The sequence below is a fragment of the Georgenia satyanarayanai genome (genome assembly GCF_023715365.1).
GTDB lineage: Bacteria > Actinomycetota > Actinomycetes > Actinomycetales > Actinomycetaceae > Oceanitalea > Oceanitalea satyanarayanai_B.
Window position 1 is genome coordinate 120,049 of sequence record NZ_JAMBNZ010000001.1, and the last position, 24,750, is coordinate 144,798.

Sequence of the window (24,750 nt, forward strand, 5' to 3'; positions counted from 1 at the left end):
GCCGGTCGAGTGGGTCAACCACCGGCCGGCCCGAATCATTCCCGGCTGCTACCGGGTGACCTTGCCGGTGAGCGCGGCGACCGGCTGGGTGAAGACCGGCTTGGCCACCACCCAGGCCGCCACCATGAGCGCGAGCGCGATGGCGAAGTAGACGAGGCCCAACCAGCTGCCGTCGTTGCGGGCCGCGAACATGTGGTTGAGGTTGCCCTGCGCGTCCGTGGCGAGCACGAGGGCCACGTGGACGACGGTGAAGGCGACGAAGTACACCATGAGCGGGAAGTGCAGCGCGCGGGCCAGGCTCATCGGCACGAAGCGCCAGCTCGCCGGCCACGCCGGCGACATCCGCAGGCCGGTGATCAGGGCGAGCGGCGCCGCGATGAACACGGTGACGAAGTACGAGAGCACCTGCAGCGCGTTGTAGTTGACCCAGCTGCCGTGGGCCGGCCAGTCCAGCGACAGGTACTGGACCCCGACGGACAGGGCGTGCGGGAAGACGTCCCAGCTCGTGGGGACGAGCCGCATCCAGTGCCCCGTCACAACGATGAGGACGACGAAGACGAGGCCGTTGAGCACCCACAGGAGGTCCGCGGCCAGGTGCAGCCAGAGATTGAGGCTGATGCGCACCGGCTTCTTCCCGCGGGCGGCCCCCCTCGGCTGCCAGTGCCCCTTGGGGCGCTGGGTGGTGCGGATGAGCCAGCCGCTGCGGACGATGAAGACGAGGAGGAAGGCGTTGAGGAAGTGCTGCCAGCCCACCCAGGCGGGCAGCCCGACCGGCGCCGCCTCCGGCAGCTCGGTGGTGCCCGGGTAGTCGGTGATGAAGCCGGCCACTGCCGGCACCTCACGCAGCCAGCGCGCCACGAGCACGATGACGACGAGCACCACCAGGGCCGCCGGAACCATCCACGCCAGCTGCTGACCCCGGTTGCGCGCAGCACCCTTTGACGACATGCCTCACCCATTCCACGACTGACCGGTCAGGGGCTCCGAGCCCGCCCCACAGCCTACGGGCAGCACGACGCTCCTCCCGATCGACGACGCCGTACCGAGGGATGACCAGTCCGTGGGGCTATACTGACCTTCCCCGCCGGCACCTGTCGGCGACGGCCGGCACGGAGCGGACCCGCAGCACGAGGAGCACGCGGTCGCCCAGCGTCCCGCGCGGACCCACCGCCCGGCCCCCGCACCGCGCCGCGGTTCGAGCGCGCCCGACGGGCAGAGCTCACCGCGCGCACTGACAACGAGAGAGGCGGTTCCCGTGCCCCGACGTACCCGAGCACTCGCCGGATTCGACCCGTCCTTTGTCGTGGAGGACCACGGCCGTCCCGGTGCCCACGAGCTCAAGCACACCGTGGACGCCGTTGGCAACGAGCTGCTGCTCTACCGCGACACCGTCTCGCGCTGGGAGCGTGCCAGCGACCGGGCCGCGGTGCTCGGCAGCCGCGTCGTCTCCGCCCTCCCCCGCCGCCTGAGCACCGGGCTCGCGCGCCGGGTCGCCCGGGCCCAGACGCTCGGTCGCCGGCCCGGCGCGCACCCCCGTCACCTCGCCCCCGAGGCGGCGCGCGGCCGCGCCGACGGGCCGGCCGACGTCGCCCGCTACGACAGCGCGACCGAGGAGGTCACGCGCCGCGAGCAGGTCCTCGCGGTGCTGCGCGGGGCCGGGGTCGGCGCGACCGTCATGCCCGCGGGTGCGGGCAAGCCGGCCGCCGTCGTCGTCCGTGGCAGCGATCGGGCCCGGGCCGCCGCCGCCCTCGCCGCCGGCCTCGACGGCACCTGGCGCGTCGTGCCGCTCGACACGCGCGGGACGCGTCCCCGTCCCCTCAGCGCCCGCCGCCTCGCCCGGGCCGTCGCCAGCCGCGACGGGTTCCGGCTCTTCCGCGACGTCCCCGGGCCGGCGCGCCCGCTCATGGGAGCGGAGGTGGGTGTCGACCTCGAGACGTGGCCGGAGACCGTCTCCACGCCCACCGGACCCGGCGAGCTCCCCTCGGAGACGGACGGGACCCTCGTCGCACCGCGGCGCCAGGCCTGGACCACGCACCTGACCGCCGCGCAGTGGCGGGAGGCCACCGCGGACGGGTCCGTCGACGTCGGCCCGCTGCCGCACCTGTTCGAGCCCACCGGCCCGATCGACGTCGTCTACACGTGGGTGGACGGTGAGGACCCGGAGTGGAACGCCTCGCGGCTCGCCGCCCTCGGTGTGCCCGCCGACCAGCGACACACCCGCGAGGCGACGCACACCGCGCGGTTCCGCTCCCAGGACGAGCTGCGCTACTCCCTGCGCTCGCTGGAGATGTACGCCCCGTGGGTGCGCCGCGTCCACGTCGTCACGGCCGGGCAGATGCCGGACTGGCTCGACACCGACCACCCCCGGCTGCGTGTCGTGGACCACCGCCACATCTTCACCGACCCGGGCGTCCTGCCGGTGTTCAACTCCCACGCCATCGAGTCCCAGCTGCACCACATCCCGGGGCTCGCCGAGCAGTACCTCTACCTCAACGACGACGTGTTCTTCGGCCGGCCCGTCGCACCGAGCCTGTTCTTCCACGGCAACGGCCTGGCGCGGTTCTTCACCTCCACCGCTCTCATGGACGCGCGCGGGCACCAGCCGGACGACTCGCCCGTGACGAGCGCGGCGAAGAACAACCGCGCCCTCATCGGTGAGGTCTTCGGCCGGCAGGTGACCCACCTGTTCCAGCACACGCCCCATCCGCAGCTGCGCTCGGTGCTGCAGCACATGGAGGCCGAGCACCCGGAGCTGTTCGCCCAGGTCGCGGCCTCGACCTTCCGCCACCCGGACGACCTGTCGATCAGCTCGGCGCTGCACCACTACTACGCCTACGCGCTGGGCAGGTCCGTGCCGGGGCGCCTGGCGTACCTCTACCTGGACCTCGCCCACCCGCGTGCCGCCACCCGGCTGCGCCGGCTGCTGCGGCGCCGGGAGTTCGACGTCTTCTGCCTCAACGACTCCCCCGCCGTCGGCGAGGTGGGCCGCGGTGAGCTCCTCGGCGACTTCCTCGAGAGGTACTACCCGGTGGCGAGCACCTTCGAGCTGCCCGTCGGCGGCGGGTCCCCGCTCGAGCAGCCGCTGACCACAGCGCGGGTCGTCTCGCCCCGTGAGTCCTCCCCACGTCCCGTGCAGCCGGCGGGCGGCACGGCGTGATCGGTGCGAGCCTGCCGTCAGCCTCAGCGGTCGACAGGAAGGAGCACGGGGTGGCGAAGGACGACGAGGACGGGCGGAGCAGCAGCACGGTCGTGCGCGGGTTGCGGAGCACGGTCGGCCGGGAGAGCACGACCTTCGGCTTCTCGATCCTCGTCACCGTGAGCTTCGGGATGCTCCAGGCGACGCAGGGCACCCCGGACGCCGGGACGATCTTCCTCTTCGCCACCGGCGCGGTGCTGTCCTTCACCCTGCTCGAGGCGGTCCTCTCCCGCGGCTTCCGGCGGCCGATGCCGCAGCACCGCAGCAACGTCCTGGCCCTCGGCACGAGCCTCAACATCGTGTCGGTCCTCGGCGGTCTCGCGGCGACCTGGCTCGCCGGCACACTCTTGTCCCACCCGGCCGTGTGGGCGCTGGCGCCCTTCCTCGCCGGCGTCGTCTACCTCCTCCTCGAGAGCCTCGAGACGGCACTTGGTGAGCGGGTCCTGGCCGCCGCCGGGGACGAGGACGCGGACGCCGTCGAGCCCTGAGGGCCTGCCGCCGTCGCGAGTGCTGCTGATCTGCACCGAAGTCCCGCGGCACCCGCCCTGAGCGACACCTGTCCCGGCGTGTCGCGGGCGTGTCGCGGACTTGTGCGCAGATCAGCGGCGGTGCCAGTGCTCCCCAGCCGCGTAAGGCGTTCCCCTGCACCGCCCGGCTGTGGAGAGCCTGGTCGGCTCCCGTCCTCCGCGCGCATCCTGGGCATGCCCACCAGTGACACGCACCGGCGGAGGGAGCACCATGGGCGTCATGGCGGTGATGCCGCGCACGGGCGAGGAGTGGACGGTCGATGACCTCGACCGGCTCCCCGACGACGGCCTCCAGTACGAGCTGCTCGACGGACTGCTGCTCGTGACACCGGCACCTGTGCTGGCGCACCAGCGGGCGATCGGCAACCTTCACCTCCTGCTCCGCGCAGCGTGCCCCCCGGGCTACGAGGTGTTCCTCTCGCCCGTCGACTGGAGACCGGACCGGCGCACCTCGCTGCAGCCGGACGTGCTCATCGTCCGCAACGAGGCCGTCGCGACGCAGAACATCACCGCGCCGCTCGTCCTCGCCGTCGAGGTCCTCTCCCCGTCCACCCGCCGCAAGGACCTCCTGCTCAAGCGCTCGAAGTACGAGGAGAGCGGGGTCCGGTCGTACTGGGTCCTCGACCCGGCCGAGCCGTCGCTGCTGGCGCTCGACCTTCAGGAGGGCGCCTACGTCGCGACGCCGCACGCGCGCGGGGCGGAGCGAGCGGCTCTCGCCACTCCCTTCCCGGTCGACGTCGTGCCCGCCGAGCTGGTCCGCCCCGCGCCCTGAGGTCCCTCGCTCAGGCTTCCGTCTCGGAGAGGGCGGCTCTCAGCGCGTCGACGCTCGCGTCGAGGTCGAGGCGTTCCTGCTCTAGGCGCACGTCGCCCTCCTGCCGCAAGAGGGCGTAGGTGGCCGATTCCTCTTGGGTGAGCCGGCTGAGTGACGCCCGGGTGGGCTTGGGCTCGGGCACCCAGAGGTCGCGGTGGCTCTCGAGCGTGGGCCGGTCCATCAGCACGGACTTCACCTGCGGGCAGTGGCTGCGGAAGCGGTCGAGGATCGCGAAGCCGTGACTGTCGAGGTCCCCCCAGTACAGCAGCCGCGACTTCGTGACCCACCCGATCCGGGCGAGTCTGTCCACCGCGTGTCCCGAGCCGTGGACGACGACGACGCCAGGCAGCGCGGGCAGCGCCACCACGGTCTCGAGGTTCTCGACGACGAGCACCGCCTGCGGGGACACGGTGAGCCGAGCGAGCTCGTCCACGGGCGCGCTCACGTCGCTGAGTCCGCCGGGTCCCAGGCCGACGTCCAGGAAGCGCACCCGGACGAGCTCCGGCGGCGACGCGAGACCGAGGTCCGGCAGACCCGTGATCGCCCGGTGCAGCCCCGTGACCAGCCCGCGGTGCCGCTGCGTCCACTTGGTGTCCACGCCGCGGACCGGCAGCTGCCGGATGTAGGCCCCGGAGGAAGGGTGGTCGACGAGCCAGTGCAGCACCTCGCGGAGCCTGCCCATGTCGGCCTCCGCCAGGGCCGCCAGCGTCCCAGCGGAGGTCCGCAGTGCCCGGGCGAGCGCCTCGCCGCCGTCGGTCGTGCGGCCGCGCCACTGCGCCACCAGGCCGCCGATGCGCGAGGACGCCGCCCGCCAGTGCGCCTGACGCCCGGCGAAGGCAGCGAGCTCCGCCGCATCGGTCACCGTGAGCCGGACGGGAACCTGCTGGGTGCCCAAGCTCGCCCAGCGACGCTCCTCCCACACGACCTCCGCGACGCCGGCGTGCCGCCAGGTGGCGACCCACTCCGCCGCGGCGCCCGGATCGGCGAGGGCGACCCGTTCGACGGGCGGGTGGAGCGGGATGTCGAGCACGACGGCGCCCTCAGCTCCCGTCGCCGCCGCAACTGCCCACGCGGCGTAGGACCGCTCGTACCGCGTGCGGGCCCGCTCCCGGGCCTCAGAGACACTGATCACAGCTCGAGCGGCAGGGTGGCGGGCTCGGTGGGCATCTCTTCCACGCCCTCGACATCCGCAGGAGCCGCAGCGGTCATCTCGCCGATGGCGACGGTGGCGACCGAGGAGTGGCGGTGGTCCGGGCAGGTGGCCAGCCCGATGCCCCCGACGTAGTCCTCCAGGGTCTGCAGCAGCTTGAGTGGCGTCGCGAGGATCATGTGGAAGCCGAACTCCGCGAAGATGTCCATCGCCATCCGGGTGAAGGAGGTGTCGGCCTTGTCGAAGGCCTCGTCCATGACGACGGTGCCGTAGCTCGGCAGGTCCTGTCCCTCCTCGGCGAGCTGGTAGCGCAGTGCCGCCGCGAGGCAGAACACGACGAGCTTCTGCTTCTGCCCGCCGGACAGGCCCGACCCGGAGTCGTGGACGGCCAGCACCTGGCGGTCGGCGTCGATCTCGTGGGCGACGAAGCGCACGTGCCGGCGGGTGTCGAGGCACAGCTCCTGCCACGCCCGGTCGGCGTGCTCCGAGGAGGCGAGCCTCCGCATGACCCGGGACATCACCGCGAAGGCGGCCTCCGCCTCGTCACGGTCCCGGGCTCCCCAGGACCCTGTCGTGATGGTGGCGAGGTCCTGGAGGAACTCCTTGGCGACGGCGGAACGGTTGTCGGTCACCTTGATCTCGAGGAAGCGGCCCACGTCGAAGTGCGAGCGGCGCAGCGAGCTGTTGACCGGGGCGATGCGGTCGCGGATCTCCTGCGGCGCGCGCCGGATCTCGTTGGCGAGCTGGACGACGTTGCGCTGGGACTGCTGCTCGAGCAGCTCGAAGAAGCGGTCCTCGAACTCCGGCAGCCGGTCGGCGCGCAGACGGCCGAGGATCTCGAGGTAGCCGCCCCGGTCCCCGACCTCGGCGGTGAGGTCCCCGGCGATGGCCGGCCAGCGGCCGCGGAAGTCCCGGACGACGGTGGTGATGGCGTCCTCTGCACGGCGGGCCGCGGCCTGTGCGGCGTCGCGCTCGTCGACGAGCGTGCGGCTCACCGTGGTCGCCACCCGGTCGATGGTGTCGTAGGTGACGGTGCGGCGGGTGCGGGCCGCGTGGAAGCGGCGCTCGAGCTCCTCCTGGTGGGCGACCGGGACGGCCGCGGAGGAGCCCTCGGTCTCGGCGAGCACCTTGTCGAGGTCACGCAGGTGCGCACGGAGCGCGGCGACGGCGTCGCGTCGCTCCTGCTCTGCGTCCCGCGCCTGGACGAGGACGTGCTCCGCGCGCGCCGCCTCGAGCTCGGCGGCCTGGAGGTCACTGTTGCCCCGGCGCAGCTCCTCCAGCGCGGCACGGCTGCGGTCGAGCGCGGACCGGGCCGCGGCGACGTCCATCGCCGACCACTCCCGCTGCTCCAGGCCGCGCAGCATGAAGGCGCGCTCCCCCGCTGACCGCTGCTCCTTCTCCAGCCGTGCGAGCCGCTCCTCGACGGCTGCGAGCTCGTCCCTGGCGGCGCGCAGCTCGTCGAGGAAGTGGTCGACCTTCGCGGCGTTGTCGAAGCCGAGCACCCAGCGGGAGCGGTCGTCCACGCGGGAGCGGTCGTCCTTCTCGTACCGGGTCCGCCCGCGCTTGACCTGGCCGGCACGGGTGACGGCGCGGTCGTGGGCGTGGAGCTCGGCGGGGTGCTCGACGCAGGCGTAGTCGTAGGTGGCCGCGAGGGTCGTGTGCAGCCAGGCCGCCATGGGGCCGTCCGCCACCTCGACCCGGTGCACGAGGGAGAGCTCCGTGCGGACCGGCCGCGGCGGGTCCACCTGGGCGGGCACGCTCTCCATCGACAGGCGCGTGCCCAGATGGTGCGCGTCGGCCGCCGCGACGACGGCGTCCCGGTGCGCCGCCGGCACGAGCAGCACGGTGGCGAGGGGGCGCAGCACCCGCTCGACGGCGCCGGTCCAGTCCGCGTGCTCGGCCCGGACCTGGAGCAGCTCGCCCGCGAAGGGCAGCGTGGCCGGAGACAGGCCGGTCTCCTCGCAGATGAGCGCGCGAGCCGCGAGGAGCCGGGCACCGAGGTTCGAGCGCACACCGCGCAGTGCCTGCAGCTCGGTCTCGACGGCGGACTTGCGCCGGCGCAGCTCCGCAGCGGCGTCGTGGAGCCCGTGCGCCTGCTCGCGGCGCCGGGCGGCGGCCTCGTCCTCGCGGTCCGCGTCGGCCCGTGCCGCCGCACGCAGCTCCTCGAACTCGGCGAAGCTCGCGGGCATGGCGACGCCCACCCGTTGGAGGTCGCCGGCGAGCTGGTCACGGGCGGCGACGGCCGCGGCGAGGCGCTGCTCGTCGCTCCCGACCGTCAGGCGCTGCAGCTCCAGTGCGCTGCCGCCACGATCCGCCACGACCCGGCGCGCGACGTCGAGGGCCGCCTGCGCCGCCCCGGTGGCGGCGACGGCGGCGCTGAGGTCGTGGTCCGCGCTCGTCAGCCCGGCCGCGGCCTGGTCGCGTGCCTCCTGGGCGAGCGCACGTTTCCACGTGTCGCGGAAGGGCTCCAACGCGGCGCCCAGGACGCGTGCCTGCTCCACGGCCGCGACGTGCTCGTCGTACCGCGCCGCGTGCTCCACGAGCGGGCCGAGCAGCTCCACCTGGGTCCGTGCCTCGACGACGTGCGCGTGAGCCTGGGAGAGCTCGGCGAACTGCTCGACGGCGGTCTGCGCCAGCGCGCGGGTGCGCGGCTCGTCGAGCATGAAGGTGCGGAAGAGGTCGTCGAGGTTGTCCAGGCTCTTGGCGCCCTGGGTCTTGTGGAGCAGGACCAGGGCGTTCTCCCCCGAGATACCCAGCAGGCGGCAGAACCGGGCGGCGAAGACGGAGTGCCGGTCGGTGACCACGGCCTGCGGCCAGGCCGCCTTGACACGGCGCACGTCCAGGCCGTGCTCGGCATAGGGCTTGAGGTCGAGGAGGTCGACGGGTTCCTGGTGCAGCAGGTGCAGCTCGGAGGCGTCCGCGGCGCCGCTCGCGCCCCGCCGCAGGTGGTAGAGCTTGACCAGGGTCACGACCTTGCCGGCGCCGTCGCCGTACTGCAGGAGGATGCCGCTCCACGTGGCGCCGGGGCGCAGGTAGTCGCTCACCACCTCGCCCGTCTCCTCGTCCGCGTGCCGCCGCCAGGCACCCCGGACGTAGCTGACCGTCGTGCGGTCGGCCCGCCGCGTCGCGCCGTCGGCCGCCGCGGCGTTGAAGCGCAGCTTTCCCCGCGGAACGAGGACCGCGGCGACGGCGTCGACGAGCGAGGACTTCCCTGAGCCGGAGTGGCCGGTGAGGAGGAAGCCCTTGCGCGGCACGTCGATGCGGTGGTGCCCGTGGAAGGTGCCCCAGTTGACGACCTCGATGCGCTCCAGGCGCCACTGCCCTCGGTGGGTGGTCATGCGGACGTCCCCTGCTGCTCGGGTGCGGGCTCGACGGACTCCTGGGCGCCGTCGTCGTGCCGGGAGAGGAGTCGCTCGAACTCCGCCTGGACCGCGGAGATCTCCTCGGCCCCGAAGACGAGGCGCAGCACCGGGGAGATCTCGACGCGCCCCTCGGTGCTCGTGCGCTGGAGGATCCCGTACTTCTCGAGCTTGGTCCAGGAGGCGTTGACCCGCTTGGCGAAGCCGGCGGGGTCGGCGTCGTCACGGCCGCGGTAGACCTGGAGCTGGTCGGCCACCTCGTCCGCACCGACGATGACCCGCTCGCCGCTGCCCGCCGCCAGGAGCAGCTGGCGCAGGTGCAGCACCATCGCGGTGTCCATGAACGTCATCGCGGCGGCGCGGACCACCCGCGGCGCCTCGACGCCGTCCGGCTCGGCGTTGCGGACGAAGGCGACCTCCGCCTCGGTGTCGAGGACGAGCTCGAGGAAGAGGTCCGCCAGGCGGGAGCGGATCGGCTGCTCGTCGCCGAGCAACGCGCTCCACAGCTGGGGGTGACGGCGGGCCGCGAGATAGGGCCCGCGGAGCAGCTGGACGAGGGCGCGGCGCGAGGCGAGGTGCAGCGTGCCGGCGTCCCCGTCCCACAGCGCGGCGGGTACAGGGTCGGCTGTGGGGGCGGGCTGGGTCATGGGGTCGATCATCTCGCTCATGCGACCTCGGAGGTGAAGAGGTGGACGGGCACGGTGCCGGTGCGGGCGACGCCGCCGCGCGAGGTCCAGCCGACGCGCTCCTCACCGCCGACCTCGGTGCCGTGTGCCTCGGCGAGGACGAGGAGGCCGACGACGCTGGCCACGCCCTGGGTGGCCGGCCGCGCCGCGAGCACCTCCCCGATCGTCGAGGGCCCGCGCTCGGCGAGGACGGCGTTGACGTTCTCGACGAGCTCCTTGACGTCGATCTCCGAGGCACGGACGGCGTCGCGCAGCGCCACGACGTCGACGGGAGCGGCCGCGACGGTCCGCACGTCCTCGGTGACCTCCGAGTCGGCCGGGTTGTGGAGGCGCAGCACGGCCACGGAGTCCAGCGGGACGGAAGTGAGGTCGAGGTCGACGCCGACGTGGTGGAAGGGGCGGAGGTGACCGCTGAGGTCCATCGCGGTGCGCAGCGTCTGCCGCAGCAGGCGGTGGATGCGGCGGTCCTCCTGCAGCTCCTGGCTCTGGACGAAGCGGCGGAGGCTGCGCGAGAACGCGGTCATGACCTCGTGGATCTCACTGCTGGCGTCTTGCAGGCTGGGAAGCATCCGGCGCAGCCGGCGTGCCTGCTGAGTCGTCAGCTCCCCGGCGAAGGACCGCTCGAGCACCGCGGAGACGTGGTCCTCGAGCTCGGCGCTGCGGGCGGGGTCGAGGATGAGGGAGTAGAAACCGGCGAAGGTGCGCCCGGCGTCGGAGGAGGCGAGGTGGTCGACTCCGCGGAAGACGTCCTCCAGGACGGCACCCCGGGACGACTCCTGCTCGACGAGCTTCTCGCGCAGGGACCGGTTGAGCTGCTCCATCTCGGTGCGCACGCGCGCGAAGTCGGCGGGCAGCTCCTCGGCGAGGGCGAGGATGTCGCGGGCGCGCTCCAGGGCGCGGTCGGCGTCGAGGACCTCGAAGTCCCCGGCTGCGACGCGCTCGATCTCGGCGTCGAGTCGGTCGCGCTGCTCACGCAAGGCCCGCAGGCGGCTGGCGGCGTCCGGATCGGTCTGCACAGCGAGCTCGCGGACCTGCGCGAGGATCGTGCTGAGGCGGGACTCGGTGACCGTCTGCCGCCGGTCGGCGAGCTGGCTGACGAAGCGGATCGCCGTGAGCGCACCCTCGGAGAGCTCAAAGACCTCCTCGCGGGTGCTCTCCGCCGCGCGGCGGACGAGGAACCCGGCGTCGCGCCACGCGGCGCAGTACTGCTGCGCCGTCTGCGGCAGCTCGAAGCCGTGGTCGCGCAGCACCGCGAGGTCCTCGTCCACCTTGCTGAAGAGCACCGGTGCGGGCAACCGCTTGTCATCCCCGCCGAGGTGCTCACCGAGGATCGCGATGGCGGGGGCCGCGTGCTGCGCGCGCAGGAAGGCCCAGGCGGGGTGGTCGGCACTCAGGCGCTGTGCCGCGAGCGCCGTGCTCAGCGTGCTCACGGCGGTGACTCTACCCAGCGGGTCTGACACCGCGGGAACGGCCAGGCAGTAGCGAGGCCCAGCCGCGCCGGATCTCAGCCCAGCAGCCGCGGCCGCAGCTCGGAGCCGAAGAAGTCGAGGAAGGCGTCCGGGTCCGGGCCGACGTTCATCGTGACGACGTGGTCGTAGCCCGCGTCGGTGAACTGCCGGATCGTCGCGAGGTGCCGCTCGACGTCGGGCCCGCAGGCAAACTGCTTGCGCACGTCCTCCTCACGGACCGTCGCCGCGGCGGCGTCGAAGTTCACCGGATTGGGCAGCTCGGACATGACCTTCCACCCGGTGAGCGCCCAGCGGCTGGTCTCCAGGGCGTGCGCGGCAGCCTCGTCCTCGGTGGCGGCGTAGGCGAGCGGCGCCTCGGCGTAGAGCGGGCCGTCCCCGCCGGCGTCGCGGAAGGCCTCGACGAGCGAGGGGTCGGGCTCGGTGACGAAGAGCCCGTCCGCCAGCTCTCCGGCCAGGCGTGCCGCCTGCGGGCCGCCACCGGCGACGGCGATGCGCGGCAGCTCCTCGGGCAGGTCGAAGATGCGCGCGTCCTCGAGCTGGAGGTGGCGCCCGTCGTAGCTCTGGTAGCCGCCCTGCCACAGGAGCCGGATGATCTCCAAGGCCTCGCGCAACATGGCCTGACGCACCGTCGCCGAGGGCCACGGCTTGCCGACGACGTGCTCGTTGAGCCGCTCGCCCGAGCCCAGGCCCAGGGTGAAGCGGCCGTCGGAGATGAGCGCCGTCGTCGCCGCGGCCTGCGCGATGATCGCCGGGTGGTAGCGGAAGGTGGGGCAGGTGACGCCGGTGACGAGGCCGATGCGCTCGGTGCGCGCGGCGATGGCGGCGAGGACCGACCAGGCGAAGGGGCTGTGACCCTGGTTGTCGAGCCAAGGGTGGAAGTGGTCGCTGATCTCGACGAAGTCGTAGCCGACCTCCTCGGCGCGGACGGCCTGGCGGATGAGCTCCTGCGGCCCGTAGGCCTCCGCGGCGAGCTTGTAGCCGAGCTTCATGACGGTCTCCTCGGTCGGTTCCGGCAGGATCCTTCACGGTGGCACAGCTCTCGGCAGCCGGCCACGCGGAGGCCTGCCGGGGTGCGCCGTCGGGCGGCCGCGGCCATGCTGAGCCGCGTGAACCTCACCGTGCTCGTCGCACTGGGGGCCAACGCCCTCGTCGCGCTCGCGAAGTCCGCGGCCGCCGTCATCACCGGGTCGGCCTCGATGGTGGCCGAGTCCGCTCACTCCTGGGCCGACACCGGCAACCAGGTGCTCCTCCTCATCGCCGACCGCCGCTCCCGCCGTCGGCCCGACGCTGCCCACCCGCTCGGCCACGGCCGGGAGGCCTACGTCTGGTCGTTGTTCGCCGCGCTCGGTCTCTTCGTGGCGGGCGCGGCGGTGTCGATCACGCACGGCGTCCAGGAGCTGCTCCACCCCGCACCGGCGTCCGACTTCCTCGTCGCCTACATCGTGCTGGGGCTGGCCTTCGTCTTCGAGGGCATCTCCTTCCTCCAGGCGCTCCGCCAGACCCGGCGCGAGGCTGCCGAGGCGCACCGCGAGGTGCTCGACCACGCGCTGCAGACCTCCGACCCCACACTGCGCGCGGTCTTCGCGGAGGACGCTGCTGCGCTCGTCGGCATCCTCATCGCCCTCGGCGGGATCCTCGCCCACGACCTCACCGGCTCGCACGTCCCCGACGCCGTCGGCTCCATCCTCGTCGGGGTGCTGCTCGGCGTCGTCGCCGTCGTCCTCATCGACCGCAACCGGCGCTTCCTCGTCGGGGTGGCCGCGGCTCCCCAGCTGCGGGACCAGGTGCGCGGGCTCATGCTCGCCATGCCGGACGTCGACGGCGTCAACTACCTCCACATGGAGTTCGTCGGACCGCGCACGGTCTACCTCGTGGCCGGCGTCGACCTGCGCGGGGACGAGTCCGAGCACACCGTCGCCGAGCGGCTGCGCGTCCTCGAGCGGCGCCTCGAGGAGCTGCCGTTCGTCCTCGAGGCGGTCGTCACCGTCTCGAGCACCAGCGACCCGGCCGCGCCGCGGTGAGCAGCCGTCGTCAGCGGCCCGCGGCGCGGCGCACGAGACGCGCCATCGCCTCGGTGTCGTCGCTGTCGACGACGGGGACGTCGTCCTCCAGGTGCATCTCGATGCCGGGATTGTGGACGTCTGTGCCGTCGGCGAGGAAGAAGTGCGGGCTGCCCTGGACGGCGTCCCGGTTGGTGCGGTAGTCGCGCATCATGTGCCCGCGGGCGCGGCCGTCGTCGAGCGCCTCCCGCAGCGCGTGGGCGTCGACGGAGGGGCAGGACTCGGCGACGTCGAGGATCTCGTGGAGCATGCTCACCGTGCGGCTCTCGGCGAACAGCGCCCGCCGCAGCGCGAGGTCGAGCTCCTCCGAGGCGGCGGGGCCCTGGGCCTTGGCGGCGTGGACCGCCTCGTTGGCGAGCAGGCTGGTGACGGGCCAGTCCGCGTCCTTGCCCTGCCAGCGCTGGAACCCGAAGTCGGGGGCCAGCTCGGCGAAGACGGGGACCTCGCCGCTCACGAAATCGAGCGGCAGCGGGAAGGCGTTGACGTCCTCGAGGAGGAACAGGCGGTGGTCCACCCGCACCTCCTCCTCCAGGCCCGCCTCGGCGCGGGCCGCGTAGAAGCGGTGCAGGGCCAGGGTGGCCCACCCGCAGGCGACGTCGGAGTAGAGCACGATCGTCCCGGGTTCCACGTGGATGGGCATGGCACGTCCTTTCGTCGGCTTCCAGACGAGTCTCACCCGGCTCGGGCGAGCGGGCATCTCACGACGACGGCGCCAGCGTGGTGAGCCAGGTGCGGACCGCCCCCTCGATGGCGGGGTGGTCCTTCTTGAGGCTGTGGTCCCCGGCGACGACGACGACGCTCCGGCCCGCCCCCTCCGGCGGCATCCCAAAGGCGTCACGCTCTCCCTGGACGACGAGGGTCGGCACGCCCGCGCCCTCGAGCTCGGGCAGGCGGCTGGGCCGCTCTGCCTTGCCCGGCGGCTGGAGCGGGAAGGCCAGGCACAGGACGCCGACGGCGCCGAGCGGCTCGGCCGTGCGGCACGCGACCCGCGCACCCGAGGAGCGTCCGCCGACGACGAGCGGCACGCCGGCGCAGGGGCCGGCGAGCAGGTGGTGGACGACGTCGGTCCACGCGGCGTCGAGCTGCTTCGCGGGCGCTGGCGCCCGGCGCCCGGCCACGCGGTAGGGCTGCTCGACGAGCGCGACGCTCCATCCCAGCCCGGTCGCGACCTCCGTCGCGGTGCGCAGGTCCGGCGCCTCGACCCCGCCCCCGGCGCCGTGGCCGAGCACGAGCAGCCCGCGGGCGTCCCGGGCGCGGTGCAGGTGCACCCGCGCCGGCCCGTGCGTCGTCTCGATCTCGAGGGTCTCGCCGCTCATCCCCCAATCGTAGGCGCGCGCCCACCCCTCGCCCCCCTCCCCCCTCCCCGCTTCCCCCTCGCCCCCCCGCGCCGAGAGCCGGATTTCTCCGCCCCGGCCCAGGAGGAATCCGGCGCTCGGCGACGGAGGGCCTGGGGCGGCGAGGGCTACGTGGCGTCGTCGGGGACGGGGATGTCGCGGCTGATGCGGAAGCGGCGGAGCTCGCGGTTCGTCGCGGCGACAACGACGATGCCGACGAGGCAGGCGAGCCCGCCGGACGTGGCGGCGAAGGCGGCGCTCGTCGCGCCGGCGACCACACCGGCGCGGAAGTTGCCGATCTCCGGCCCGGCCACGCCGATGACGTGCTCGACCGAGGTGACCCGACCACGGTGGCTGTCCGGCGTCGCGAGCTGCACCGCGGCACCGCGGGAGATGACCGAGACCGTGTCGGCCGCCCCTGCGACGACGAGCGCGGCGAGCGCCGACCACAGCGGCCCCACGAGCCCGAAGACCGCCAGCGCCACGCCCCAGGTCCCGGCCGCCCACAGCTGGACCGCGCCGGGCCGGTCGGAGCGGGTGACGGTGCCCGAGGCGAAGCCGGCGACCACGCCGCCGACCGCCACCGCGCTGAGGAAGAGCCCGAGCGTCTCGGGGTTCCCGCCGAAGCGCTCCTCGTTGATGACGGGGAACAGGGCGATCGGCATGGCGAGCAGGGTCGCGACCAGGTCGGTGACGTACAGGCCGCTCACCACCCGGCTGCGCGCGATGTACCGCATGCCCTCGACGACGGCGCGCGGCCCACGTCCGCTCGGCGCCCCGGTGTGCGGCATCGCGGGCAGCCGCACGACGGCGTAGAGCGCGGCGAGGGAGGCGACCGCCTGGACGAGGTAGGCCGGGGTCAGTCCCCACTGCCCGAGGACCACGCCCGCGAGCGCCGGCCCCACGAGCATCGCGGCCTGGAAGCTCAGGTGCTGGAGGGCGATCCCGGCGGCGACGAGCTCGCGGCCGAGCAGCCGGACCGGGAAGGTGCGCTGGGCCGGGGCGCCCAGCGCCCCGAAGCCCGCCTGGGTGGCGACGAGCAGGAGCAGGAGGCCGAGGGAGTTCGCGCCCAGCAGCGCCTGGGCGGCAAGGCCGAGGGCGGCGACGAGCTGGGCGAGCATCGTCCACCGCACGAGCACGCGGCGGTCCACGGAGTCGGCGAGCGCCCCGCCCACGAGCCCGAGCAGGACGAGCGGCACGGCCCGCGCGAGCCCCACCGCGCCCGTCCACACCGGGCTGTGCGTCATCTCCCAGACCTGGAAGAGCACGGCGACCGACGCGATCTGCCCGCCCACCGCCGAGAGCGAGGTCCCCACCCACAGCCGCCGGTACGCCCGGCTCACGCGCAGGGGACGGACGTCGAGCAGGCGGTGCTTCACCGCGCCACGGTAGCCCCTGGCGTGGGCCCGCCCTGACAGGGGCGGCGACGTCAGGAAGACTGGCGGCATGCGAAACGTGGAGCGAATCACCGACGTCGTCACCTTCCACGGCGAGGGGCCGGTGTGGTCCCTCGAGTGGGGCGGCTTGCGCTTCGTCGACATGCTGGCCGGCGGGGTCCTCACCCTGCGTGACGACGGCGAGGTCGACCGGATCACCGTCGGCAAGGTCGCCGCCATGGTGCGCCCACGCGCGAACGGGGGCTACGTCGTCGCCACGGAGAAGGGCATCGCCCTGGCCGACGACGTCACCGCCGAGCCCACCCGCTCCATCCACCTCACCGACCGTGAGAACGAGCGGATGAACGAGGGCGGCGCCGCCCCCGACGGCAGCCTTTACATCGGCTCCATGGCCTGGGACGGCTCGGACGACGGCGGGCGCCTCTACCGCGTCATGCCCGACGGCGGCACGGAGGTGGTCCTTGACCCCGTGTCGATCTCCAACGGCCTGGGCTTCTCCCCCGACCACACCCTCGCCTACTACGCCGACAGCGGCCCGGGCCGCATCGACGTGTTCGACGTCGACGGCGGGGCGCTGAGCGGGCGACGCCGGCTCGTCTCCTTCGAGGACGACGACGGCGTGCCCGACGGTCTCGTCGTCGACTCCCAGGGCTCGCTGTGGGTCGCCGTCAACGGCGCCGGGCAGGTCCGCCGCTACTCCCCCGAGGGGCAGCTGCTCGAGACGGTCGAGGTGCCGGTCCCCGGCGTCACCGCCTGCACCCTCGGCGGGCCCAGCCTCACCGACCTGTTCGTCACTACCTCCCGTGAGGGCGACGACACCCCGGGCGCCGGCTCGATCTACGCCGCCGCGGCGGACGTGCCCGGGCTGCCGGTCCTGCCCTTCGCGGGCTGAGCCGGTGGACGCGCTGCGCTCGGTCGCACTGTTCGGCGGGGCCGCGCTCTTCGAGATCGGCGGTGCCTGGCTGATCTGGCAGGGCGTGCGGGAGCACCGCGGGTGGGTGTGGATCGGCGCGGGCGTCGTCGCGCTGGGGATCTACGGCTTCTTCGCCGCGCTGCAGCCGGACGCGAACTTCGGGCGGATCCTCGCCGCGTACGGCGGGGTGTTCGTCGCGGGCTCGCTCGTGTGGGGCATGGTCGTCGACGGCTTCCGCCCCGACCGCTGGGACGTCACCGGCGCACTTCTGTGCCTCGCCGGCGTCGCCGTCATCATGTACGCCCCCAGGCCCACCTGACCCCGGCGCTACTTCCACCCCCTCGCCCCCGCCGACCCCTCGCACCTGGTTCGCACACCCGGGCGTCTCGACGCACGTCCGGCACGTCTCCGGAGTACCAGGTGTGCGAACGAGAGGACGGGACTACCTCGGCGGCAGCTCCGGCGGGAGGGCGAAGTGCGCGAAGAGCTCGGGGCCGAAGAAGGCCGTCACCCGGGCCACGCCGTCCGGCCCCGGCACGACGTGCTGGAGCTGGAAGGCGCGGTGCACGCCGTCGTCCTCGCGCATGTAGAGGGCCAGGACGGGCTCGCCATTGGCGGAGGTCGGCAGCATCCGCATGTCGCCGGCCCGCTGCGCGGGGCACCACCTGCTGATGAGCGTGCCGACCGCCCGCGCGCCGCGGTACCACTCGGGGTAGGGCGGCATCTCCCACACGACGTCGGCGGCGAGGAGGTCGACGATCGCGGCGACGTCGTAGGCCTCGAAGGCCGCGACGTAGGCGCGCAGCAGCGCCCTGCGGCGCTCGTCGTCGGGCAGCCGCGGCGGCTCCTGCGGATCGACGTCCGCCAGACGGGCGCGCGCCCGCTGCAGGGTGGAGTTGACCCCGGCCACGGTGAGGTCGAGCGCCTCGGCGACCTCCCGCGCCCGCCACGCGAGCACGTCCCGCAGGAGGAGCACGGCGCGCTGCTGGGCCGTGAGGTGCTGGAGCGCGGCGACGAAGGCGAGCCGGACGCTGTCGTGGCTCACCGCCTGCGCCGCGGGGTCGGGCTGGCCCTGGGACCACAGGAGGTCGTCGGGCATCGGCTCGAGCCACGAGACGCCGGCCTCGGGGTGCGGCTGGTCGTGCGGGTCGGCGGCCGGCGCGCCCAGGCCGGTGGGCAGCGGGCGGCGCTTGCGGCCCTCGAGGTGGGTGAGGCAGGCGTTCGTCGCGATGCGGAACACCCAGGTGCGCAGCGAGGAGCGGTTCTCGAAGCCGTGGTAGGCCCGCCAGGCCCGCAGGTAGGTCTCCTGGACGAGGTCCTCGGCGTCGTGCACCGAGCCGGTCATCCGGTAGCAGTGGGCAAGGATCTCGCGGCGCAGCGGCTCGAGCAGCTCCGCGACGTCCCCCGCCGTGGCGGACGGGCGCTGCGGCGGCGCGTCGGCGAGCGCCGTCGTCGGCTGCTCGGTCTGTGAGGCGGCCATCCCCCGACGGTAGAGCCCGCCGTCGGGGGCTGTCATCCCTCCGCGCCTAGTCCGACGGGTGCCGACGACGCTGCTCATGCGGCCGCCCGTTCGATCTCCGCGAGGTCGATCTTGACCATCCCCATCATCGCGGCGGCCACCCGGCCGGCGCGTGCCGGGTCGGGGTCGTTCATGAGCTCGAGCAGCCGGGTGGGCACGATCTGCCACGACAGCCCGTAGCGGTCGGCGAGCCAGCCGCACCTCGCCTCCCGGCCGCCGCCCTCGAGCAGGCGCGACCAGTAGTGGTCGACCTCCGCCTGGTCCGCGCAGCCGACCATGATCGAGACCGCCTCGGTGAAGGGGCGTCCCGGGCCGCCGTTGAGGGCGACGAAGTCGCGCCCGTCGAGCCGGAAGGTCACCGACAGGGGCTTCCCGGCCTGCGCCGGGTTGTTCTCACCCCACCGCACGACCTCGAGGACCTCCGAGCGGGGGAAGACGGACACGTAGAGCTCCGCGGCCTCCAGGGCCTCGGTGTCGAACCACAGGCAGATACTCATCTCGGGCACGGGGCGCTCCTCTCCTCCCCGCTACCGACCGACGACGACGGCGAAACTCATCGCCCGCGCCGGGGACGAGTTCCGGAGGCGGCCGGGGTCGGTCATGGGTGAGGCGGCACGGTGCCGCCCGCCGAGGAGGACACCGCCATGGACCGCATGATCTTCGTCAACCTGCCCGTGCGGGACCTGGCGGCGACGCGCCGCTTCTACACCGGCCTGGGTTTCGGGGTGAACGAGACGTACTCCGACGACCACTGCCTGTGCGTCGTCGTCTCCCCCACGATCTTCGTCATGGCGCTGGACCACACGCGCTTCGCCGACTTCGTCACCACGCCCGTCGCCGACCCGCGCGCGACCACCCAGCTCATCAGCTGCCTGTCGATGGAGACCCGGGAGGAGGCCGACGCCTTCGTCGCGGCGGCCCTCGCCCACGGCGGCGCCCGGCACACCTACCCGGTGCAGCCGACCGAGCTGACCGGCCCGGAGGGCGAGGAGATGTACGGCGCGGCCGTCACCGACCCCGACGGCCACATCTGGGAGGTGCTCTACATGGCTCCGGCGGCCGCCTGAGCGAGCTCGCCCTTCCGCGCGCGCAGCGCGGCGACGTCCTCCTCCGACGCCGCCACGGAGGCGACGGTCAGGGCCATCGCCGTCCCGGCGTCGAGCATGGTGTCGTAGGCGGCGTCCTCGTCGGCGGCGCGGGCGAAGTCGGCAGTGTGGATCGGCGCCTCCGTGTTCGGCAGGCTCACCCACGGGTGGATCGAGGGGACGACGCGCGAGACGTTGCCCATGTCGGTGGACCCGCCGCGCGGACCGCTGCCCGGGGTGGCGTCGTAGCCGAGCGTCTCCAGCGCCCCGGCCCAGTGGCGGCACAGGACGTCGTCGTGGATCAGGGGCTCGTAGACCGGCTCGGTGGGCGCGACCTGGAGGGTCGCACCGGTGGCGAGCGCCCCGGCCTCGAAGCAGCGGCGCACCCGCTCGAGCAGGCTCTCGTACTCGGGCATGGTGAAGGCGCGGCACTCGAAGTCGACGATGGCGGTCTCGGGGATGATGTTCGTCGCGTCCCCGCCGTGCGCGACGACGGCGGCGACCCGGTGGTCCCCGGGGATCTGCTGGCGCAGCAGCCCGATGGCCACCTGCGCGAGGACGGCGGCGTCGGCCGCGTTGATCCCCCGGTGCGGCGCGGCGGCCGCGTGGGAGCCGCGCCCGCTGAAGGTGGCGCGGTAGCGGCCCACGGCCTGCGTCGTCGTGCCCTGGGGGTTGAAGCCGTGGCCGGTGGGCAGGGCGTGGACCATGAGGGCGAGGTCGACGTCGTCGAGGACGCCGCGCTCGAGGAGGAGCACCTTGCCGCCGCCGTGCTCCTCGGCGGGCGTGCCGACGACGACGACGCGCAGCCCCAGCTCGGCGGCCACCGGCTGGAGGGCGAGCGCGGCGGCCACGCCGGCGCCCGCGATGAGGTTGTGCCCGCAGGCGTGGCCCACGTTCGGCAGGGCGTCGTACTCGACGCAGATCGCGACGGTCAGCGGCCCCTCCCCCACGGTGGCGGTGAAGGCGGTCGGCATCTCGGCCACCCCGTGCCTCACGGCGAAGCCCTCCCGGGCCAGCAACGCGGTGATGGCGGCGGCGGCGCGGTGCTCGGTGAAGGCCTGCTCAGGCCACTCGTGGATCGCGCGGGCCAGGGAGACCGCGGCCTCCGCGTGGCGGGTGACAGCCTGCGCGATCGCGGCGCGCGTGCCGCCGGACGTCGCGAGCTCTGCGCGATCCATCGGTCCTCCTGCTGACGTGGGTACGGCAATCGTCCCACGGTCGGCGTCAGTGCCCGAAGGCCTCCGCTGCGCGACTGGGCGGGACGCGGGAGGGACCGGTGGCGTACCACCGGCCCCTCCGTACTACCGCGAGCTCCTCAGCTCGTGCTCCGGCGACGCAGCGCGAGCGCCGTGCCTCCACCGAGCAGGAACAGGGTCACGAGAAGGAGCGCAGCGATGTCACCGGCGCCGGTAGATGGCAGGGCGCCGCCCTGCTTCTCGTCCTCGTCGGCCGCGCCGTCCTCGCCGTCCGCCGGGGTGCCCGGCGTCGGGTCCTCACCGGTTCCGCCGTCGCCCGGAGGCGGCGTCGAGCCGCCGTCGTCCTCACCGGGCGTCCCGGCCGACGCGGCAGCCACGACGTACTCCTGGGAGGCGGCCTCGGCCCGGAGGAACCCGTCCGCGGCGGCGCGGACGATCACCTGGACCGAGGAGCCGGCGGTGCCGTCCGGGAGGAGCAGCCAGGGGTTGCTCGCGCCCTCGAGGACGGTGCCGTCGAGCAGCCACCGGTAGGTGAGCTCCGCGTCGGCGGGGTTGGACTCGACGTGAGCGGTGACGACCCGGCCCTCGACGACCTCTCCGACGAGCTGGGGCTGCGTGAGCACAAGCTGCCGCTCAACGTCCACGGTGTACTCCCGGCTGACCTCACCGTCCGCGGACACGACGCTCACCACGGCGCGGGGGCTCTCGGCGGTCGGCTGGACCACCTCGACGGTGGCGGCCTCGTCGACCGCGAAGGCCGTGACCACGGGCAGGCGCTCACCCTCCACGGTCACCGAGTACTCCGTGACGTCGGGGGCGAACCCGGGCACCGACGTCCCGTCGACGCGCAGCGCGGCGAGGTCCGCGACGGACGCGACCCCCGGTCCCATCGCCATGACCTCGACCTCGGAGACGATCATGTGGGTGTTCTCCGGGGCGTTCATCACGACCCGCAGTCCCGTGGTCCCGGCCGTGTCGGAGAGGTCCAGGGTGACGACCGGAGCGGTGCCGTCCTCCGGCGCCACGACCGGCTGAGGGGTCTCGTAGCCGGGGACCGCCTGCCACGTGCCGTCGGCGTCGAGGTACTCGGCCGAGACGCTCTGTGCCCACGAAAGGTGGCTGCCGTCGCGGTAGAAGTGGATCGTCGCGGCGTGCAGGTCCTCCACCTCGTCGAACTCGTAGGTGAAGGTGTCGGACGCGTTCTTGGTCCCGCTCCTCCAGTTCGACCAGGCCTTGTCACCGAGCACCTCGTCACGGGTCTTGTTGACGTCGTAGCCCGGCTCGGTGAAGGTCGCGGAGACCGACGTCGAGTCGAGCGGCGCGATGTTGAAGGGCGCCGGCTCGGTGACGATGACGGACAGGGTCGCGTCCAGCTCGACGTCGGGGTCGTTCGACTGCGCCGAGCCGGGGACGGTGACGACGCCGACCTCCGCGAGGTCCTCGGCCGTCACGTCCGTGAAGTCCCAGACGACGTCCGCCGGGAAGGTGATGAGCGAGGCGCCCGTCCGTGCGGGCACGGTCTGCGGCGCCGCGCCGGCGACCGCCTCGACGCTCACCCCGGTCCGGACGGTGACGGACACCGGGTCGGTGATCGTGTGCCCGCCGACGACGACGACCGCCTGCGCGGCCACCTCGTTGCCGTACACGTCGGTCGCGGTCCCCGTGACGACGACCTCGCCCGTGGTCTCCCAGACGTCCGCACCGGGCAGGTCCCACACGACGGGCGCCGGCTGGCCGGTGCCCCACGCGTAGGTAGGGACGACCGTCTGCGGCAGGGTCGGCGCGATGCCGGCCAGGGTCCTGGCCTCCACCTGCTGGCTGCCGGTCGCGGCAGTGTCGCGCACCGTCCAGCGCTGGTGCGCTCCTCCGCCGGAGCTCCATGTGCCCACCTGGGCGTCGTCCGCGGTGGACTGCCCGTTGACCTCCATGGCCTGGCTGAGCGCCTCGTTGACGAGGGACCAGGTGCGGCCGTCCTCCGTCGTGAGCATCCACCGGGCCTGGCTCGTCGTCTGCGCCTCCTCGACAGAGATGTCCCGCAGGTCCGTGCCGGCGGCTGTGGCCCCGAGAACGCGACCGTCCGCCGTCGTCAGCACGTAGGGACGGACGTCCGAACGCACGTCCGACGGAGCCTCGTGGACGGTCCAGAGCTGGTCCGCCACCTTCTCAGGAGTGGTCGCGCTGGACCGGATGACCGTCGCGTGGGTCTCACCGACGCTCAGCGGCTTGCCGCTCTGGACGCCGACGAGCTGGTAGGTGCCGCCGTCGGTGACGGGGGCGGCGTCGTCGGCCACGCCGGAGACGCCGTCGATGACGACGGTCGTGAGGGACTCGGCCGGCACCTCCACGGTGACCGCGTCACCGGAGACGGCCTGCGGCGCACCCTCGACGAGCGCGTTGGCGAGCGGGGCGGCCTCGGTGCCCTGGGTCGTGGTGACCGTGCGGACGGTGGCGTCCGGCGCGACCTCTGCGAAGCGGGTGAGGTCGACGGTGAGGTCGCGCGCCTCCGCGGCGGTGTTCCGGTAGACGAGGGTCACGCTCTCGTCGTCCTCGGAGACGGCCGCGGTGGCCGCGGTGGAGTCGGTCGCGATGATCCGGTCACCAGGCTCGATGTAGTGGGTGAAGTGCTGGACCGCGGCGAACTTGGATCCGACGATGATCTCGCACTCCGGGACTTGGGAGAGGTCGCCGTCGGCGTCGGCCACTCGGCGGGCCGAGCGCCAGACGCCGTCCTCGCCGGGAGCGCAGTCGAAGTCGATGAAGACGGAGCCCCAGTTGAGGTTCTCCCCGGTCGACTCCATGTTGTAGAGGTCCTCGACCGGCTGCCACAGCACCCAGGCGCCCGGCTCGAGCTCGCGCAGGTCGCTCTGGATGCGCTCGGCGATGCCGAGGCCGTTCTCGATGGCCGCCGGGTTGAAGCCGTTGTTGTACCAGTTGCCCTCGATCTCGCTCTGCCACAGCCGCGTGTCGGCCGACTTCGCGAGGTCGCGCACGACCCGGCGGTCACCGGTGCCGTAGGTGTGGACGTTCATCTGCTCGACGGCGGCCCGGGCCTCGGGAGTGTAGGCGTTCCAGTTCCGGGCGAAGGTGCTGGGGTTCGTCTCGTCCATCGCGGAGATGACGGCGTCCGTCTCAGCGGTCTCCAGACGCTCGTCGAGCGCGGCGATCATGTCGACCTGTCGCTCCGGGCCGACGTGCATGCCCTCCTGGCGGCCTCCCGTCGGGTTGCCGTCCGGGCCCAGCTGGGTGGACCAGTAGTTGGTGTTCGGCTCGTTGAACGGGTCGATGGTCGCGACGTCGAGGCCGTACTCGTCCTCGAGGAACTCGGCGACGGTGACGAGGTAGCCGGCGAACTTGTCCATCGCCGCCGGATTGAGGTTCTCGTCGTTGCCGTTGAAGCCGCCGGAGACGTAGCCGTTCTGCGTCATGAAGTACGGCGCGGAGTTGGCGAAGACCTCCCAGTGGCTGATCCGCTCGTCCTCCACCAGTCGCTCGACCCACCAGCGCTGGGTGGGGTCCGCCATGAGGTCGTAGTGCTCCGGGTTGTCCGGGTCCCACGCGTCGAGCACCGCGGCGCGGTTCTCCACGGTCGTCGGGGCTCCGTAGAGGTCACCGGTGGTGTCCTCGGCCCAGTAGCCCTCGACGGCGCCGCCGGGGCGCAGGTAGTCGGTGACGTCAGAGGCGTGGCCGCCACCGACGTTGTACCGCGCGATGTTGAGGTTCATGCCGTCGTCGCCGAAGACGGCCTGGTACAGCTCCTCGCGCAGCTCGTCGGGGTAGCCACCGGTCGCGTTGGCCATCCACACCAGGCTGGTCCCCCAGCCCTCGAAGGGCGCCCCGGCGTACCACGGGTTCGGGGTCACGGTGACCCCGTCCGTCGCCGCCTGCGCGGTGGGCGCCGAGCCGGCGTCGACCGCGAGGGCACCACCGGCGACGAGGGCTGCGCCCGCACCGAGCGCCACCCCCCTGCGCCATCGTGGCATCGTCGTCATGTTCGATCCTTCCTTTCGTCGTCGATGTGGCGCCAAGGCGCCGGGAAGTCTCTGTCGAG

20 protein-coding genes are annotated in these 24,750 nt (G+C 73.4%); 7 read left to right on the forward strand and 13 right to left on the reverse strand.

The features are described 5' to 3' along the window. Positions 1-48: 48 nt before the first annotated feature. Positions 49-948, reverse strand: coding sequence for a cytochrome b/b6 domain-containing protein (locus tag M3148_RS00545; protein ID WP_251302700.1), 900 nt, complete (start codon positions 946-948; stop codon positions 49-51). Positions 949-1,255: 307 nt separating this feature from the next. Between M3148_RS00545 and M3148_RS00550 the strand changes: the two genes are divergently transcribed. The 3 genes from M3148_RS00550 (at position 1,256) to M3148_RS00560 (ending at position 4,495) form a co-directional block, all read left to right on the forward strand. Beyond that, positions 1,256-3,157, forward strand: coding sequence for a stealth family protein (locus M3148_RS00550; protein WP_251302701.1), 1,902 nt, complete (start codon positions 1,256-1,258; stop codon positions 3,155-3,157). Positions 3,158-3,207: 50 nt separating this feature from the next. After that, positions 3,208-3,684, forward strand: a complete 477-nt coding sequence (locus M3148_RS00555; RefSeq protein ID WP_251302702.1) for a hypothetical protein — start codon at positions 3,208-3,210, stop codon at positions 3,682-3,684. A 259-nt stretch (positions 3,685-3,943) separates the two neighbouring features. Next, entirely contained in the window at positions 3,944-4,495 is a 552-nt protein-coding gene (locus tag M3148_RS00560; protein ID WP_251302703.1) for a Uma2 family endonuclease, read from the forward strand. Between the two features lie 10 nt (positions 4,496-4,505). On the opposite strand, the gene M3148_RS18225 is transcribed toward M3148_RS00560, so the two are convergent. From M3148_RS18225 to M3148_RS00585, 5 genes are all read right to left on the reverse strand, one after another. Then, positions 4,506-5,666, reverse strand: coding sequence for a Wadjet anti-phage system protein JetD domain-containing protein (locus M3148_RS18225; RefSeq protein ID WP_251302704.1), 1,161 nt, complete (start codon positions 5,664-5,666; stop codon positions 4,506-4,508). After that, positions 5,663-9,022, reverse strand: a complete 3,360-nt coding sequence (locus tag M3148_RS00570; RefSeq protein WP_251302705.1) for an ATP-binding protein — start codon at positions 9,020-9,022, stop codon at positions 5,663-5,665. Before M3148_RS00570 ends, M3148_RS18225 begins: the two co-directional genes overlap by 4 nt. Continuing rightward, positions 9,019-9,711 carry a DUF4194 domain-containing protein gene (locus tag M3148_RS00575; RefSeq protein WP_251302706.1) on the reverse strand — a complete coding sequence of 231 codons (693 nt, stop codon included), beginning with the start codon at positions 9,709-9,711 and terminating at the stop codon, positions 9,019-9,021. Before M3148_RS00575 ends, M3148_RS00570 begins: the two co-directional genes overlap by 4 nt. Next, positions 9,708-11,159 carry a DUF3375 domain-containing protein gene (locus M3148_RS00580; protein ID WP_251302707.1) on the reverse strand — a complete coding sequence of 484 codons (1,452 nt, stop codon included), beginning with the start codon at positions 11,157-11,159 and terminating at the stop codon, positions 9,708-9,710. Before M3148_RS00580 ends, M3148_RS00575 begins: the two co-directional genes overlap by 4 nt. A gap of 74 nt (positions 11,160-11,233) precedes the next feature. Beyond that, a complete protein-coding gene (locus M3148_RS00585) occupies positions 11,234-12,187 on the reverse strand; it encodes a TIGR03557 family F420-dependent LLM class oxidoreductase (RefSeq protein ID WP_251302708.1) in 954 nt (317 codons plus the stop codon). Between the two features lie 105 nt (positions 12,188-12,292). On the opposite strand from M3148_RS00585, the gene M3148_RS00590 reads away from it, so the two are divergent. After that, positions 12,293-13,219, forward strand: a complete 927-nt coding sequence (locus tag M3148_RS00590) for a cation diffusion facilitator family transporter (protein ID WP_440136879.1) — start codon at positions 12,293-12,295, stop codon at positions 13,217-13,219. Positions 13,220-13,229: 10 nt separating this feature from the next. Here the strand turns inward: M3148_RS00590 and M3148_RS00595 are convergent, their stop codons facing one another. The 3 genes from M3148_RS00595 to M3148_RS00605 all read right to left on the reverse strand — a co-directional run bounded on the left by M3148_RS00595 (position 13,230) and on the right by M3148_RS00605 (position 15,971). Beyond that, positions 13,230-13,898 (reverse strand): DsbA family oxidoreductase, encoded by a 669-nt coding sequence (locus M3148_RS00595; protein ID WP_251302710.1) that lies wholly within the window; start codon positions 13,896-13,898, stop codon positions 13,230-13,232. 58 nt (positions 13,899-13,956) lie between these two features. Then, complete coding sequence (locus M3148_RS00600) at positions 13,957-14,574, reverse strand: alpha/beta hydrolase family protein (RefSeq protein ID WP_251302711.1); 618 nt, start codon at positions 14,572-14,574, stop codon at positions 13,957-13,959. Between the two features lie 146 nt (positions 14,575-14,720). Beyond that, positions 14,721-15,971, reverse strand: coding sequence for an MFS transporter (locus tag M3148_RS00605; RefSeq protein ID WP_251302712.1), 1,251 nt, complete (start codon positions 15,969-15,971; stop codon positions 14,721-14,723). Positions 15,972-16,038: 67 nt separating this feature from the next. Between M3148_RS00605 and M3148_RS00610 the strand changes: the two genes are divergently transcribed. Both M3148_RS00610 and M3148_RS00615 read left to right on the forward strand, forming a co-directional pair. Next, entirely contained in the window at positions 16,039-16,881 is an 843-nt protein-coding gene (locus tag M3148_RS00610; protein WP_251302713.1) for an SMP-30/gluconolactonase/LRE family protein, read from the forward strand. A gap of 4 nt (positions 16,882-16,885) precedes the next feature. Next, on the forward strand, positions 16,886-17,221 hold the full coding sequence (locus M3148_RS00615; RefSeq protein ID WP_251302714.1) for a YnfA family protein: 336 nt from the start codon (positions 16,886-16,888) through the stop codon (positions 17,219-17,221). A gap of 123 nt (positions 17,222-17,344) precedes the next feature. Here the strand turns inward: M3148_RS00615 and M3148_RS00620 are convergent, their stop codons facing one another. Then, on the reverse strand, positions 17,345-18,382 hold the full coding sequence (locus M3148_RS00620; RefSeq protein ID WP_251302715.1) for a sigma-70 family RNA polymerase sigma factor: 1,038 nt from the start codon (positions 18,380-18,382) through the stop codon (positions 17,345-17,347). Positions 18,383-18,456: 74 nt separating this feature from the next. Beyond that, positions 18,457-18,918 (reverse strand): VOC family protein, encoded by a 462-nt coding sequence (locus tag M3148_RS00625; RefSeq protein ID WP_285882781.1) that lies wholly within the window; start codon positions 18,916-18,918, stop codon positions 18,457-18,459. A 120-nt stretch (positions 18,919-19,038) separates the two neighbouring features. Between M3148_RS00625 and M3148_RS00630 the strand changes: the two genes are divergently transcribed. Then, on the forward strand, positions 19,039-19,488 hold the full coding sequence (locus tag M3148_RS00630; protein ID WP_251302717.1) for a VOC family protein: 450 nt from the start codon (positions 19,039-19,041) through the stop codon (positions 19,486-19,488). Here the strand turns inward: M3148_RS00630 and M3148_RS00635 are convergent. Beyond that, positions 19,464-20,684, reverse strand: a complete 1,221-nt coding sequence (locus M3148_RS00635) for a M20 family metallopeptidase (protein WP_251302718.1) — start codon at positions 20,682-20,684, stop codon at positions 19,464-19,466. The two genes, M3148_RS00630 and M3148_RS00635, sit on opposite strands and share 25 nt — an antisense overlap. Before the next feature lie 137 nt (positions 20,685-20,821). After that, positions 20,822-24,691 carry an RICIN domain-containing protein gene (locus tag M3148_RS00640; protein ID WP_251302719.1) on the reverse strand — a complete coding sequence of 1,290 codons (3,870 nt, stop codon included), beginning with the start codon at positions 24,689-24,691 and terminating at the stop codon, positions 20,822-20,824. Positions 24,692-24,750: the final 59 nt, after the last annotated feature.